Source organism: Aliiroseovarius sediminis (assembly GCF_022678485.1).
Classification (GTDB): domain Bacteria; phylum Pseudomonadota; class Alphaproteobacteria; order Rhodobacterales; family Rhodobacteraceae; genus Aliiroseovarius; species Aliiroseovarius sediminis.
This window is the reverse complement of the sequence record NZ_JALBYP010000023.1, coordinates 44,287-58,394: the sequence shown is the minus strand read 5'-3', so window position 1 is coordinate 58,394 and position 14,108 is coordinate 44,287. Positions and strand designations below refer to the sequence as shown.

Below are 14,108 nucleotides of genomic sequence, written 5' to 3'. Positions count from 1 at the left end.
ATCGTTATGTCACAATGATACACTATGTTGGATGATGACGAAGACGACATTTCGGTGGCATTGGATCGTGTCGCGGCGGCGATTGACCCACAATCGTCGATTCCCGTGTCCGTGCAACTGCGCGGGGCGCTGGAATACGGCATTGCCACCGGCGAGATTGCGGCAAACACGCGTTTGCCGTCCGTCCGCAAACTTGCCGCTACGCTGAAACTGTCGCCCGTCACCGTCAGCAATGTTTACGCTACACTACAGGATCGCGGGCATGTCACAGGACGTAAAGGATCGGGGACATTTGTAACCGACCGCGCACCACCATCCGAGTCGGACACGCGGCGACTGGCCGCTTTCGAACGGCAGATCGCTGATCTGGTAAAGACAGGCCGCGAACTGGGGTTGTCACGACAAGACATCGCCTTTCGTGTCTCGGTCGCGCCACATAAGACCGCGCAACCGATCCACATCCTTCTGCTTGGCACATTTCTAGACGCAACAAAGGCCTATGCCGACGACCTTCGCCCCTATCTGAGCAAGACTGACACCGTCACTGCGATCAGCTTGGAGCAGGCGCAGGATACCCCGCATCCGGCCTGCGATCTGGTCATTTGCCCACACACACTGACCTCCGATGCGCAACGGCTGTTTCCGGAGCAGCCGGTGGTTGGCCTGACCCTGATTCCAAACGAACGAACACGCATCGCCCTTGCCGGTATCTCGCCCGAGGCGACAGCGGTCGCCGTGTCCTATTTCGACGATTTTCTGCCGACGCTGAAAAGTGGGATCAACCGGTTTGCACCACACCTGCGCCGCGTAACGGCAGTGCCACGGGACCATGATGGCCTTGATGATCTACTGACCCGCATTGATGTGCTGATCTATGCCACAGGTGCGGGGTATCTGACGCAAACCTTACGCACCGATCAGACTGCCATCGAATATCGCCATACGCCAGACGGTCTTTCGGTCGAATCCGACCTGCGACCCGTTATCGAAACCGTCCGGGCCAAGAAAGGGAAAAAGGAAGTCCGAGATGAAAATATGTGACAGCAATTGGTTCGAAATCGAGGAATACCTGAGGACCGATGACCGCTGCGTCTTGCCTTTGGGCAGCACCGAACAACACGCCCATCTTAGCTTGTCGGTTGACAGCATCTTGTCGGGCAAAATAGCAGCCGACGCCGCCGAACCGCTGGGTATCCCCGTATTTCCTGCCGTGCCATACGGTTTGACCCCCTATTTCATGGGGTTTCCGGGCACGGTGACGCTGCGGTTGCGCACCTATGCCGCGCTGGTGCGCGATATTCTGGACAGCTTGTATGACACGGGCTTCCGACGTGTGCTGATCGTCAACGGCCACGGTGGCAACAGCCCGGTGCAGCCGGTATGCGCCGAATGGATGCAGGACCGCGACGGCGCGCGATGCCGGTTTCACGACTGGTGGCGCGCACCGCAGACATGGGCGGCGGTTCAGAAGGTTGACCCTATCGCGTCGCACGCCTCATGGATGGAGAATTTTCCCTGGACTCGGCTTGATGGCCGCCCTGTTCCACCCGAACAGAAACCTTACGTCGATTTCGACCGCCTGCGCGACCGTAACGCTGCGGGTGTGCGCCAGTTGATTGGCGACGGCAATTACGGCGGCCATTACCAAAAGCCAGACACCGACATGCACCACATATGGGAGGTCGCTGTGACCGAAACCCGCGCGCTGCTTGAAGGGGATTGGGCGTGAGCGACGACCCGATCCTGATCTGGGGCGCCGGTGCCATCGGCGGAATCCTTGGTGCTTATCTGGCACGTGCCGGTCACGCGGTTCATATGGTCGATATTGTTGAAGATCACGTGACCGCAATACGCGCGCCCGGCTTGCATATCGAAGGCCCGGTCGAAACCTTCACCCAAGCCCTTCGCGCCGACACGCCCACTACGTTGACCGGCAAATTCCGTCGCGTGATCCTTGCCGTCAAAGCACATCATACCGGCGCCGCGCTGGACATGCTCTTGCCGCATCTGGCCGATGATGGCTACGTCGTGTCTGCACAAAACGGGCTTAACGAGCGTTTGATCGCAGCCCGTATCGGCGCGGATCGGGTGTTGGGCTGCTTTGTCAATTTCGGCGCGGACTGGCTGGAACCGGGCCATATTTTATATGGCAATCGCGCAGCAGTCGCACTGGGAGAGCTTGACGGCAGCGACAGCACACGCCTGCGCGAAATGCACACGCTTTTTCGCATTGTCGAGCCTGAAGCGGTCAAAACAGACAATATCTGGGGCTATCTTTGGGGTAAATGCGGCTATGGCGCGCTATTGTTTGCAACGGCGCTGACGCCCGCATCAATGGCCGACGCGATGGACCCGGCCAAGACCCGCCCCGTTTTTGCCAAGCTAGGTGCCGAAGCGATGCAACTGGCCGCGGCTGAAGGCGTTACACCGCTGGGCTTCAACGGCTTCGACCCGGATGCATTTCGCACAAATGATCCCACCAAAATAAACGCATCCATCGACGCAATGGTCGCCCATAACCGCCAGACGGCCAAGACCCATTCCGGCATCTATCGCGATCTTGCGATACGCAAACGCAAGACCGAAGTGGACGCCCAGATCGGGGCGCTTATCGCAATCGGGCAGGCCCATGATGTCGCGACGCCAGCGCTTGCCATGTTGTGCGACCTGATCCACGATATCGAGGACGGGAACCGCGAACAATCCACCGATCTGCTTGAACTGATGTTGCCGGTATGCATCTGAACCTAAATGGAAAAACCTTTGCGGTGACGGGCGCAGCCCAAGGGATCGGCACTGCGATCGCGCATGGGCTTGCAGATGCCGGCGCGACGGTGGCCGCCCTTGATATTGACGCACAGGGGTTAGAGCATTTTTCGTCCCTACCGCGCGTCACCTGTCACGCCGGCGACCTTGGCGACCAAAAGAACGCCCACACGCTATGCGCTGATGTCATCGCCCACCATGGCCATATCGACGGGCTGATCACAGCCGCAGGCGGCGTGCGGGGTCAGGCGGGACGCCCGCTGGAAGATATCTCCTCTGACGATTGGCAGACAATTTTCGCCGCAAATGTTGACGCAGCGATGTGGTGTGCCCAAGCCTTCGCCCCGGACATGAAAAAACACGGGGCGGGACGGATCGTCACAATTTCGTCCGGGGCGGGTCTGAAAGCCAGCTTGACGGGAATACAGGCCTATGCCTCGGCCAAACATGCGCTGATTGGGTTGACCAAGCAGTTGGCGCTGGAACTTGGGCCAGCTGGGATCACCGTCAATTCCGTGGCCCCCGGCTTCATACTGTCCAACCCCGCAACGGAACGGCAGTGGCAGGCTTTTGGCGCAGCGCGGCAAGAGCAGATTATCAACAGCATTCACATGCGCCGCCTTGGTCATGCCAAGGATATCGCAGATGCTGTCATCTTTCTTTGCTCGGACAAGGCGGGCTGGATCACCGGCCAAACCCTGCAAGTTGACGGAGGACATTCATGACAGATCCCCACACATGGGATGAACCCACATGGCGCGGCAAGGTCGAGGCCGTGCGCGCCGGTCGCAATCTATTGCCCGACACATGGCCCAACGGCGCGCGCTGTGCCGTCGCCCTGTCCTTCGACAGCGATCATGAAACAAATGAACTGCGCGATGGTGGGGCGTCGACCGCGCGGCTTAGCTGGGGGGAATACGGCACCCGGCGCGGCATCCCGCGTATTCGCAAAGTGCTGGACCGTTTTGGCATGAAAGCCAGCTTTTTCGTGCCAGCCGTGTCGGCCCTGCTGCACCCGGATGAACAACGCGAATTGGCGGATGAGGGCCATGAAATTGGCCTGCATGGCTGGATTCACGAGTTGAACACGGGCTTGGATGTCACCACCGAACGCGATCTGATGTTGCGCGCCGCCGACACGCTTGAAAAGATCAGCGGCATACGGCCCGTCGGGATGCGCACACCGTCTTGGGATTACAGCCCAAACACTCTGACCCTCGCGCGCGAGATGGGGTTGCTGTATGACAGCTCGCTTTTCTCGGATGATGATCCGTATGAGATTGTGCAAAACGGCGACCCCACGGGCATCGTTGAACTGCCGGTGGAATGGATACGCGATGATGCGGTTTATTTCATGATGAACCGCTTTGGCGCGCAGCGTCCCTATACCCCGCCCACCGATGTGCTGGACATCTTCACCCGCGAGTTCGAGGGCGCCTATGCCGAAGGCGGGCTGTTCCTTCTGACCATGCATCCCCATGTGATCGGCTATCGCAGCCGAATTTTCATCCTGCGCGATCTTCTGCACCAGATAGCCGCCAAAGGTGACTGCTGGGTGGCAACTCATGCTCAGATTGCCCAATACTGCGCCCAACAGGCCGGTATGACACCGAAAGGCCCGAAATGACCCAATTTTCCCTTGCTGTTCATGGTGGTGCCGGCACCATCCTGAAAAAGAACCTGACCCCTGAACTAGAGGTCCAATACCACGCCGGTTTGCGTGCAGCGCTGGACGCGGGCCATGCGGTCCTTGCCAAGGGTGGGTCAGCCCTTGACGCCGTCACAGCCGCCGTTTGTGCGCTTGAAGACGAGCCGCTGTTCAATGCGGGCCGTGGTGCGGTGTTCACATCAGATGGACAACAGGAAATGGATGCCGCCATCATGGATGGAACAACGCGGGCTGCTGGTGCGGTTGGTGGCATATTCGGGCCGCGCAACCCCATTCGCACAGCGCGCGCGGTGATGGACCGGACAGACCACGTGATGCTGATCGGTCCCAACGCACTGAACGTCGCCCGCGCAGCGGATCTGCCATTTGCAGAGGCAGAGTACTTTTTCACCCAAGCCCGTTGGGACGCGCTTCAGTCAACGCTGAAGATGCGCGCGGATGGTGTCGAAGATGATGACCCTGCCCGCCGTCACGGCACAGTGGGTGCCGTTGCGCGCGATATGCAAGGCGCGGTTGCGGCAGCCACATCGACGGGCGGCATGACCGCCAAAGCACCGGGCCGGGTTGGCGACACCCCAATCATCGGGGCTGGCACCTTCGCCGATAACGAAACCTGCGCCGTTTCCGCCACAGGCCACGGCGAGGTTTTCATCCGCTACACAGCCGCCGCCGAAATCGCAGCCCGGATGCGCCACGCCGGCCAGTCGCTGACCGATGCGGCCGCGCATGTGGTGATGCACGACCTTGCACCCAATGACGGTTCGGGCGGCGTGATCGCGGTGGATGCCGCAGGCAACATCACGATGCCGTTCAACTGCGATGGTATGTATCGCGGCATGGTCACGCAGGATGGCGCATTCAAAACGTTCATCTATCGCGAAGAGGCTGTGAATTGACTCAAAACCCCTCCACCCTGCGCGACCACGGTGTGTCTATCGGGCGCTATCCCACTGGTCCCTTGAACGCGATAACCGATGTGGATGGGGTGCGCGTCGGCCATTGCACACTGATCGAGGGCACGCGGACCCGCACCGGCGCCACCGCGATCATCCCGCACGGTGGCAACGTTTTCACCCGCAAAGCGCGCGCGGGGCTGGCGGTTCTGAACGGGTTTGGCAAGTTTTCAGGTGCCACCCAAATACAAGAGCTTGGGCAGATCGAAACCCCCATCCTTCTAACCAACACTCTGGCCACCGGGCGCGCGATTGACGCGTTGATTGCCCATACATTGGCGCAGCCGGGAAACGCGCGCGTCACCTCGATCAACGCCGTGGTAGGTGAAACCAATGACAGCCGTCTGAACGACATCCGCGCACCCCGCCCCACCGTGGCCGAGATGACGCAAGCCCTTGACGCCGCACAAGACGGTCCCGTGGCGCAAGGCGCTGTCGGCGCTGGCACGGGAACAGTGGCGTTCGGGTTGAAGGGTGGGATTGGCACCGCCTCTCGGCTGGTGGTGGGCGAACACACCCTCGGCGTGCTGGTACAAACCAATTTCGGCGGCTCACTGCGCATCGACGGGCAAGCCGTAGCGGGGCCGGTGGGCGCCGACACGGACGGGTCCATCGTGATCATCGCCGCAACCGACGCACCGCTATCGTCGCGCAATCTGGAACGGCTTGCACAGCGCTGCTTTGGCGGCCTTGCGCGGACAGGTGCGGCGCTAAGCAACGGATCAGGCGACTATGCGCTGGCGTTCAGCACCGATCCCGGCGATGGGCCGTCCTTGGCGCATGACGCCATGTCACCTCTGTTCGAAGCCGCAATCGAAGCGACGGAAGAAGCGATCCTGAACTCGCTTGTGGCAGCTGTTGATATGGATGGCTACGACGCCGGGAAAGACGCGCCCAACCACATCGCAGCCCTGACCCTGCCGCGGCCCTAGAACAAGACCGACGGCAGCCACGTTGCCAGCACCGGCAAGAGCCAGATCAGGGAAATCCCCGCGATCTGAAGGCAGATGAACGGCAACACACCCGCATAAATCTGCCCCGTCGACACCTCGGCCGGGGCCGCGCCACGCAGATAGAACAGCGAAAAGCCAAAAGGCGGCGTCAGGAACGACGTTTGCAGGTTTATCGCGATCAACACGCCCAGCCAGATCGGATCGTGGCCCAGCAAAATCAGCGACGGCGTAATCAGTGGCAAAACAATCACCGAGATTTCAACGAAATCAAGGAAGAAGCCCATGATGAAAATTATAATCATGCAAAAGACCAAGGCGCCGTTTGCGCCGCCCGGCATCTCGGCCAGAATGTCCGCCACGCGTTCCTCGCCGCCCAAACCGATAAACACAAGGCTAAAGAACCCGGCGGCAATGATCGTCGCAAAGATCATCGAGGTCATGGTCATCGTGGATTTGACAGCCGCTTGCACGACCTTCTTTTTCAGGGCAGCGCGCAAGGCCAGCAGCACGGACAACCCGCCTAAGACCGCAAGCCCGGCATAGAAAATGCCAAGCGCATAAGCCCCAGAGGTCAGGTCGCTGCGCTGAAACCGCACCGGGAAAGCCCCGGCCAGAATACCCAGTGCGATCAGGGCGACGGTGCCCAGCAGAATGACACCCGGCGCGGTGCCCGAGCGATAACCGGTCATCAATAGGGCACCAACAGCGCCAACGGATGCGGCTTCGGTCGGGGTGGCGATGCCACCCAGAATGGCGCCCAGTACGGCGAAAATCAGCAAGACGGGCGGGATCACCGCGCCGACCACCTCGCGCCAGCCGGGCTTGGCCAGATCAAGGGGCGCAGGCGGCATATCCTCTGGGCGCAGCCAACCGCGCACAAGAATATAGATCAGGTAAAGGCAGACCAGCACCAGCCCCGGGATCACGGCGGCGGCGAAGAATTGACCGACCGACAGCGCCTCGACCGAAAACTTGCCTTGCTCATATTGCGCCTGCTGGAACGAGGTCGACATCACGTCCGCCAGAATAATCAGAAGGGTCGAGGGCGGGATGATCTGCCCCAGCGTACCTGCGGTGCAGACGATCCCCGACGCAACACGCGCGTCATAACCCGCACGCAGCATCGTCGGCAGCGCGATCATGCCCATCGCGATCACGGTCGCCCCGACAATCCCTGTGGATGCCGCCAGCAAGGTGCCGACCAGCACGACCGAAATGCCCAGCCCACCGCGCAACTGCCCGAACAGACGACCCATTGTATCCAGAAGCCCCTCCGCGATGCGGCTTTTCTCTAGCAGCGCACCCATCAGCACAAACAGGGGAATGGCGATCAACACCGGGTTGGTCAAAATACCAAACACCCGCTGGCCCAATGCGCCCAGCAGACTGATATCCATCTGCCCCAATGACCAGCCCAGATAGGCAAAGATTACCGCAACGCCAGCGATACTGAACGACACGGGAAACCCAAGAAGGATCGCCCCCATCAGGGCGGCGAACATGATAAGGTCGAGGTATTCGATCATCAGGTCTCTTTCACGGCCAGAAGGCGGATCAGCAGGGCAAGTGATTGCAAAATCAAGAGGACGCAAAAGACAGGGATCAGGGATTTCAGCAGGAACACCGCCTCGATCCCGCCCACGGAAATTGGCCCTTCAAGAATTTTCCACGAATTGCGCACCGACGGCCATGACCAGTAAATCAGGGCGATCATCGACGGCATCAGCAGAAACAGATGCCCGAAAATGTCGATCCGCCGCCGCACCGCGGACGATGCCTTGGCATAAAACACGTCGACGCGCACATGCTTGTCGACCAGAAGCGTATAGCCCGCCGCCAGCATGAACAGGGCGGCGTGCATGTATAAAACGCTTTCCTGCAATGCGATAGAGTTCACACCGAACGCATAGCGCCCGACAACGATGGTAAATTGCACCAGCATCATGGCCAACGCCAGCCAGCGCACCACATAGGCCACGCCCAGGTTCACCTTGTCCAAGGCATTTGCCAGATGCTCCATCGCCTGCTCCCGTCGCTTGGGTCAGAAAGGGCGCAGCTTTCACCGCGCCCTTGTCCGGAAGGTATCAGTAACCCATGACCAGGTTACGTGCGTTCATCTGGCCGTTGTCAGCATAAACCATGTATTTGCCGACCGAGTCGCGATACGCCACGAAGCTTTCGGTGATCTGCTTCACCAGTTCATCGTCATCGTTGCGCAAATCGTCGATGACTTCGGCGGCGGCCTTGCCCATGGCGATCAGGACGTCCTCGGGGAACATTTTTACCTGAACGCCGTGTTCGGCCACCATCGCTTCCAAAGCCTGAGCGTGCTTGGTGAAATACTCGCCCCAAACTTGGTTATACAGGCTGTCGCAAGCTGTTTTCACAACCAGTTTCAGGTCGTCGGGCAGTTCGTTATAAACATCCGCATTGACGCCACATTCCTCAGCCGACGACGGCTCGCCCACGCCGGGCCAATAGTAGTTCTTGGCAACCTGATAATAGCCAAGCGCACTGTCGGTCCACGGTCCAATGAATTCACCCGCGTCCAGCGCACCGGTTTGCAGCGCCTGGAACATGTCCGGGCCGCCCATCGCCTCGGCCGCCATACCCAGCTTCGCCGCCATTTCCGACGCAAGCCCCGTGGTGCGGAACTTCATGCCTTTCAGGTCTTCGGCCGATTTGACTTCGTTGCGGAACCAACCACCCCATTGCGGGCCAGAGTTGCCGCACAGGAACGGTTTGATGCCAAAGCGGCCATACATTTCGTCGTACAGCTCTTGCCCGCCGCCATGCATCATCCAGCCAACTTGCTCATCCGCACGCAGACCGAAAGGTTGCGAGCCGAACAACAGAATACCTTTGGACTTCGATCCCCAATAGGCGGGAACGGCGTGATACAGTTCAGCAGTGCCTTCGCTGACCGCGTCAAAGACGCCGCGACCAGGCACAAGTTCACCGGCAGGATAGAGTTTTACCTCGATCCGTCCACCGGACAGGGTGGTGATACGGTCGGCCAGCAGTTGCGCAGCCACACCCGGCCCAGGCAGGTTCTTTGGCCATGCCGTGACCATCTTCCACTGGCGCACGTCTTGCGCGATCGCAGGGGTTGCCAGGGCCGTTGCGGCGGTGCCGATGGCGCCGGTTGTCAGAAATGTCCGTCTTTGCATGTGCCTCTCCTCCAGTCAGGCGATTGCGACCTTGGCAGGGGGGTTGGCCTTGCCAAGGTCAAATTCATGCTTATTGCTATTATGTAAATACATAAGCGAGTCAATCTCTGCGGCGCAAAAAGCTGTTTAAGCCAGTAATCCTCGCGCGATGATTGTGCGCTGGATCTCGGACGACCCTTCATAGATGCGGAAAATCCGAAGATCGCGCAAGTAACGTTCCAACGGAAAATCACGGGTATAGCCATAGCCGCCGTGAATTTGCAGCGCGCGATCCGCAATCCGCCACGCCGCCTCGCTGGCGTATAGCTTGGCAAAGGCAGATTCGCTGGAATAGCGAACGCCGGTCCCGCGTAGGGTCGCCGCCTGCATCGCCAGCGCACGGGCTGCGGCCAGTTCGGTGGCGCTGTCAGCCAGCATCCACTGCAGCCCTTGGAATTCCGCAATCGCATGACCGCTGACCTGACGTTCCTTGGCATAGGAAATCGCAGCCTTCAGCGCAGCGTCGGCAATGCCGGTTGCTTGCGCGGCGACCTCGATCCGGCCATTGTCCAAGACCTTCATCGCGGTGCGGAACCCTGTGCCTTCGTCGCCCAGACGGTTTTCTTCCGGCACCCAGCAATCGAAGCTGATGCCGAAAACATGCCCGCCCTTAAGACCCATCGTCTTTTCATGCGGCGCGACGGAAACACCTTCGATCTTCTTCGGCTCGACGATGAAGGCGCTGACGCCCCGCGCGCCGGCATCTGGGTCGGTCTTGGCATAGACCACCATGAAATCCGCCGCGCCCGCGTTCGAGATGAAGCATTTGGACCCCTTGATCCGGTATCCATCCCCTTCGCGCTTCGCCGTCGTGCGCATGTCGGCGGGGTTCGACCCGGCCTGCGGTTCGGTCAGGGCAAAAGCACCCAAAGACGTGCCCGCCGCGGCACCCGGAAGAATACGCGCCTGCAAGTCGGCATCCGCACCCAGCAGCAGCGAATCCGTCGCCAGAAAATGCGCCGTCAGCATCGACGCGGTGGACCCGCAAGCCCCCGCGATCGCCTCGACCGCCGCATAAAGCGCAGGGCCGGACAATCCGATGCCGCCGTGGTCTTCCGGCAGGTTCAGACCCATCAGGCCCATCTCGGCCATCGCGTCCAAGTGGACGATGGCAAACAGCGCCTCTTCGTCGATCTGCGCGGCTTTCGGGGCCAGCACCTCGGCCGAGAACCGTTCGATCTGCGCGACCAGCGCGCGTTCGTCGTCGCTCATGGGATAGGTGGTCATGCGCCTTGCTCCTTGTTCAAAGTGTTCAGAATGTCGCCTGCATCCGCGTTCAGGGCCGGAGCCGCCTTACGCCCCCCGCGCCCAACGCCGCTGAAATGCACCGGCTGTTCGGGCACGTTCAAAACGCCCAAGTCGGGATGCATGACCGTGGACGCCAACCCGCGCTCCACCGCTTGGGGCGACGCCCAAGCCTCGGCCACCGATTGAATAGGGGATGCCGGGATGCCCGCCGCAGACAGTTGTTCAACCACCGCGTCCACAGGCAATCCGCCCGCCCACTGGTCGATATATTCCGCCAAAGCAGGTTCGTTTTCACGGCGCAGCGTGTCAGTGGTGAACCGCGCGTCCTGCACCAGATCGGGCTGGCCGATCACATCGCAAAAGGTTGCAAACAGCCGGTCGTTCAGAACCGCGAGCGCGAAATGTCCGTCTGCGGCGGGATAGGTGCCAAAGGGCGCGGATAGCGGATGGCGGTTGCCGGTGCGCACAGGGGCCTCGCCGCCCATCAAGGTGCGACAAGCCAAGATCGGCATCATCGACACCAACCCGTCAAACAGCGCCACATCCACATGACGCCCCTGCCCCGTGCGGCTGCGTTCAAACAGGGCAACCATCGTGCCCCATGCGGCAAACAGGCCGCCCGCGACGTCACCCAACGCCTCGCCCACCATCGTTGGCGCGCCATCAGGCTCGCCGGTGGCATCCATCAACCCACTCATCGCCTGCACGATAATGTCATAGGCGGGCTTTTTTGTGTTCGGGCCGGTCTGACCAAACCCGGACAGCGAGACATAGACCAGATGCGGAAACGCCTCGGCCAAGGCGTCATAGCTCAGCCCCAGTTTCTCCATCACACCGGGACGGAAATTTTCGATCAGCACGTCGCAATCGGCCAACAGCGCCTTCACCGTCGCGATCGCGTCCGGCGATTTCAGGTCCAGCGCGATCGAGCGTTTACCCCGGTTGATCGCCTGAAACAACAGGCTTTCGCCATCCTTGAACGGGCCGATATGGCGGTAATCGTCGCCATGTGCGGCTTCGACCTTGATCACATCCGCACCCAGATCAGCCATCATCGCCGTGCAATAAGGGCCTGCCAGAACGCGGGTGAAATCGAGCACGCGCACCCCGCTTAAGGGTTGGGACGCTTGGGGGTTGGGGGGCTGCGTGGACATATGATCCTCCGATAATGATCGGTTGAGCATAAGGGCGATCATGGTATAAGCGGAAATATACATTTCTGATAGATCAATAAATGCAAACTATACCTATCAGCCTTCGCCAGATCGACTATGTCATCGCCGCCGCAGAAGCGGGCAGCACCGCCGCCGCCGCGCGGGCGTTGAACGTGTCTCAACCATCGGTATCGCTGGCCATTTCCAAGGTCGAAACCCACTTTGGCCGCCCGCTATTTGCCCGCAGCGCAGGCCAAGGCATCGCGCCCACCGCCTTCGGGCTGCGCAAGCTGGCCGCCCTGCGCAGCCTGCGCCTGCAAGCGCAAGCGGTGCTTGACCACAAGGACAGTGGGGCAGAGGAATTGAACCTTGGCGTCTTCTCGACCCTTGGCCCCCGTTACGCACCTGCGCTGGTCAATGGCTTTCGAAAGACCAATCCCGAAGCTGCAATCAAGCTGCATGAAGGCGATCTGGGCCAGCTGACCCGCTGGCTGGAAAACGGCCGCATCGACCTTGCCCTTATCTATGATTTCGGCCTGCCCTCGTCGCTGGACATCATCCCGCTGGCCGATGTGCGCCCCTATGGGCTGGTCGCGCGCGCGCACCCCTTGGCCGGGCGCGGCGCGGTTGCGATGGCCGAATTGCTGACCGACCCCCTGATCCTGATGAGCTTGCCACACAGTCGCGATTATTTCCTGACGCTGGCGCAGATGAACGGCATCCGCCCGCGCATCGCACATGAAACCGGCTCGGTCGAGATGTTGCGCGCCATGGTTGCCAACCACATGGGCGTCGGGCTTCTGGCCACCGACATCGCGCAGGACACCGCCTGTGACGGCCAGCCCGTGACCCGGTTGGAACTGGCCGATCCGCTGGTGCCCCACCGCATCGCGCTGGCCCGCGCACCGCACCCCCATACCGCGCCGCTGGTTGCGGCCTTTCAGGACCACGCGGCGCACAGTTTCAACGCCTGAGACGCTATGTCTGGCCTTTTACGCTTTATGTCTATATCTTTCGGGATCAATCCGCCGGGATCACCCTTAACCGCAGTGTCGGAGAGCGCATCATGTCCGTTACCTATCGCGAGGTGAAAGCCGATATCCTGCGCCAGATCACCCGCGGCCAACTGCCCCCCGGCAGCGCCATGCCGAACGAGGTCGACCTGGCCGCAAGCTATGGCTGCGCGCGGGCTACTGTCAATCGGGCAATGCGCGAACTGGCCGATGACGGCATCATCGAACGCCGCCGCAAGGCCGGCACGCGCGTGCGCCAAAACCCGATCCGCCATGTGCGCATGAACATCCCCATCGTCGGGCAAGAGATTGAGGAACTGGGCGCCACTTACCGCTATGCGCTGGTCCAATGCAAAGCCGAACCCGCCCCGAACTGGCTGCGCGCGCGCATGGCGTTGAAACGCGACGACCGGGTGCTGCATCTGACCTGCATGCACTACGCCGATGGCGCGCCTTACCAGCACGAGGACCGCTGGATCAACCTCAGCGCCCTGCCGGATGCCGAACAGCATGATTTCTCGGATGTCGGCCCCAACGAATGGCTGGTGTCGACGGTGCCGTTCACCGATGCGCAGATCAGCTTTCACGCCGTTGCCGCCGATGCCACGATCGCGGATTATCTGGATTGCACCGAAGGCGACGCCCTGTTCCAGACCGAGCGCACCACGTGGCTTGAAGGCCGCACGATCACCTTTGTGCAACTGACCTATCGCCGTGGCCACCGGGTGACGATGCAGTATTGACCGCCCACGAAGAAGCCCGCGCGGGATAATCCGCACGGGCCAATTCGTCAGGAGTAAGCCGCGTCCACGATGATCTCGACCTTCAATTCAGGCCGTGCCAGTTTGGCTTCACCACAAGCGCGGGCGGGGGCGTGGCCCTCGGGCACCCAAGCGTTCCAGACCTCGTTCAGCCCGTCGAAATCGCTCATGTCGGCCAGCCAGATCGTGGCGCGCAGCATGTGTTCGCGCGACGATCCCGCCTGCGTCAGCAACGCATCGACGCGGCGCAGGCATTCGGCAGTCTGGTCCTGAATAGTCGCGCCTTCCCCGACCTGTCCGGTCAGGTAAGCAACGCCATTGTGTTTCACGATCTTTGACGACCGGATGCCGGTGTCGATGCGTTCGATCATATGTGGATCTC

The 14,108-nt window shown here is 60.7% G+C and carries 15 protein-coding genes; 9 read left to right on the top strand and 6 right to left on the bottom strand.

Going from position 1 to position 14,108, the window contains the following annotated elements:
• The first annotated feature begins 24 nt into the window (after positions 1-24).
• Genes MN186_RS05215 through MN186_RS05185 form a run of 7 tightly spaced genes read left to right on the top strand, consistent with a single transcriptional unit; the run spans position 25 to position 6,320 of the window.
• Positions 25-1,041, top strand: coding sequence for a GntR family transcriptional regulator (locus MN186_RS05215; protein WP_242113242.1), 1,017 nt, complete (start codon positions 25-27; stop codon positions 1,039-1,041).
• Entirely contained in the window at positions 1,028-1,729 is a 702-nt protein-coding gene (locus tag MN186_RS05210; protein WP_242113240.1) for a creatininase family protein, read from the top strand. The genes MN186_RS05215 and MN186_RS05210 overlap by 14 nt, the downstream gene beginning before the upstream one ends.
• Positions 1,726-2,745, top strand: coding sequence for a ketopantoate reductase family protein (locus tag MN186_RS05205; protein WP_242113239.1), 1,020 nt, complete (start codon positions 1,726-1,728; stop codon positions 2,743-2,745). The genes MN186_RS05210 and MN186_RS05205 overlap by 4 nt, the downstream gene beginning before the upstream one ends.
• The gene (locus MN186_RS05200; RefSeq protein ID WP_242113237.1) at positions 2,736-3,491 is read left to right on the top strand and encodes an SDR family NAD(P)-dependent oxidoreductase; all 756 of its coding nucleotides are present in this window, start codon (positions 2,736-2,738) and stop codon (positions 3,489-3,491) included. The genes MN186_RS05205 and MN186_RS05200 overlap by 10 nt, the downstream gene beginning before the upstream one ends.
• Entirely contained in the window at positions 3,488-4,393 is a 906-nt protein-coding gene (locus tag MN186_RS05195) for a polysaccharide deacetylase family protein (RefSeq protein WP_242113235.1), read from the top strand. The genes MN186_RS05200 and MN186_RS05195 overlap by 4 nt, the downstream gene beginning before the upstream one ends.
• Positions 4,390-5,331 carry an isoaspartyl peptidase/L-asparaginase family protein gene (locus tag MN186_RS05190; protein WP_242113234.1) on the top strand — a complete coding sequence of 314 codons (942 nt, stop codon included), beginning with the start codon at positions 4,390-4,392 and terminating at the stop codon, positions 5,329-5,331. The genes MN186_RS05195 and MN186_RS05190 overlap by 4 nt, the downstream gene beginning before the upstream one ends.
• On the top strand, positions 5,328-6,320 hold the full coding sequence (locus MN186_RS05185; protein WP_242113232.1) for a P1 family peptidase: 993 nt from the start codon (positions 5,328-5,330) through the stop codon (positions 6,318-6,320). Before MN186_RS05190 ends, MN186_RS05185 begins: the two co-directional genes overlap by 4 nt.
• Here MN186_RS05185 and MN186_RS05180 read toward each other — a convergent pair.
• From MN186_RS05180 to MN186_RS05160, 5 genes are all read right to left on the bottom strand, one after another.
• Positions 6,317-7,867, bottom strand: a complete 1,551-nt coding sequence (locus MN186_RS05180; protein ID WP_242113231.1) for a TRAP transporter large permease — start codon at positions 7,865-7,867, stop codon at positions 6,317-6,319. The two genes, MN186_RS05185 and MN186_RS05180, sit on opposite strands and share 4 nt — an antisense overlap.
• Positions 7,867-8,361, bottom strand: a complete 495-nt coding sequence (locus tag MN186_RS05175) for a TRAP transporter small permease subunit (protein WP_242113230.1) — start codon at positions 8,359-8,361, stop codon at positions 7,867-7,869. Before MN186_RS05175 ends, MN186_RS05180 begins: the two co-directional genes overlap by 1 nt.
• 64 nt (positions 8,362-8,425) lie before the next feature.
• Positions 8,426-9,511, bottom strand: coding sequence for a TRAP transporter substrate-binding protein (locus MN186_RS05170; protein WP_242113229.1), 1,086 nt, complete (start codon positions 9,509-9,511; stop codon positions 8,426-8,428).
• 126 nt (positions 9,512-9,637) lie between these two features.
• Entirely contained in the window at positions 9,638-10,777 is a 1,140-nt protein-coding gene (locus MN186_RS05165) for an acyl-CoA dehydrogenase family protein (RefSeq protein WP_242113228.1), read from the bottom strand.
• Positions 10,774-11,952 carry a CaiB/BaiF CoA transferase family protein gene (locus MN186_RS05160; RefSeq protein WP_242113227.1) on the bottom strand — a complete coding sequence of 393 codons (1,179 nt, stop codon included), beginning with the start codon at positions 11,950-11,952 and terminating at the stop codon, positions 10,774-10,776. Before MN186_RS05160 ends, MN186_RS05165 begins: the two co-directional genes overlap by 4 nt.
• 80 nt (positions 11,953-12,032) lie before the next feature.
• Between MN186_RS05160 and MN186_RS05155 the strand changes: the two genes are divergently transcribed.
• A complete protein-coding gene (locus tag MN186_RS05155; RefSeq protein WP_242113225.1) occupies positions 12,033-12,926 on the top strand; it encodes a LysR family transcriptional regulator in 894 nt (297 codons plus the stop codon).
• 92 nt (positions 12,927-13,018) lie between these two features.
• Positions 13,019-13,708, top strand: a complete 690-nt coding sequence (locus MN186_RS05150; RefSeq protein ID WP_242113223.1) for a GntR family transcriptional regulator — start codon at positions 13,019-13,021, stop codon at positions 13,706-13,708.
• A gap of 47 nt (positions 13,709-13,755) precedes the next feature.
• Here the strand turns inward: MN186_RS05150 and MN186_RS05145 are convergent, their stop codons facing one another.
• Complete coding sequence (locus MN186_RS05145; RefSeq protein WP_242113222.1) at positions 13,756-14,097, bottom strand: RidA family protein; 342 nt, start codon at positions 14,095-14,097, stop codon at positions 13,756-13,758.
• Positions 14,098-14,108 lie beyond the last annotated feature (11 nt).

Bases quoted from the DNA above. Each gene is read 5' to 3' on its own strand.
- MN186_RS05215 (WP_242113242.1), top strand. From the start codon at position 25: ATGTTGGATGATGACGAAGACGACATTTCGGTGGCATTGGATCGTGTC.
- MN186_RS05210 (WP_242113240.1), top strand. From the start codon at position 1,028: ATGAAAATATGTGACAGCAATTGGTTCGAAATCGAGGAATACCTGAGG.
- MN186_RS05200 (WP_242113237.1), top strand. From the start codon at position 2,736: ATGCATCTGAACCTAAATGGAAAAACCTTTGCGGTGACGGGCGCAGCC.
- MN186_RS05195 (WP_242113235.1), top strand. From the start codon at position 3,488: ATGACAGATCCCCACACATGGGATGAACCCACATGGCGCGGCAAGGTC.
- MN186_RS05190 (WP_242113234.1), top strand. From the start codon at position 4,390: ATGACCCAATTTTCCCTTGCTGTTCATGGTGGTGCCGGCACCATCCTG.
- MN186_RS05180 (WP_242113231.1), bottom strand. From the start codon at position 7,867: ATGATCGAATACCTCGACCTTATCATGTTCGCCGCCCTGATGGGGGCG.
- MN186_RS05175 (WP_242113230.1), bottom strand. From the start codon at position 8,361: ATGGAGCATCTGGCAAATGCCTTGGACAAGGTGAACCTGGGCGTGGCC.
- MN186_RS05170 (WP_242113229.1), bottom strand. From the start codon at position 9,511: ATGCAAAGACGGACATTTCTGACAACCGGCGCCATCGGCACCGCCGCA.
- MN186_RS05165 (WP_242113228.1), bottom strand. From the start codon at position 10,777: ATGACCACCTATCCCATGAGCGACGACGAACGCGCGCTGGTCGCGCAG.
- MN186_RS05160 (WP_242113227.1), bottom strand. From the start codon at position 11,952: ATGTCCACGCAGCCCCCCAACCCCCAAGCGTCCCAACCCTTAAGCGGG.
- MN186_RS05155 (WP_242113225.1), top strand. From the start codon at position 12,033: ATGCAAACTATACCTATCAGCCTTCGCCAGATCGACTATGTCATCGCC.
- MN186_RS05150 (WP_242113223.1), top strand. From the start codon at position 13,019: ATGTCCGTTACCTATCGCGAGGTGAAAGCCGATATCCTGCGCCAGATC.
- MN186_RS05145 (WP_242113222.1), bottom strand. From the start codon at position 14,097: ATGATCGAACGCATCGACACCGGCATCCGGTCGTCAAAGATCGTGAAA.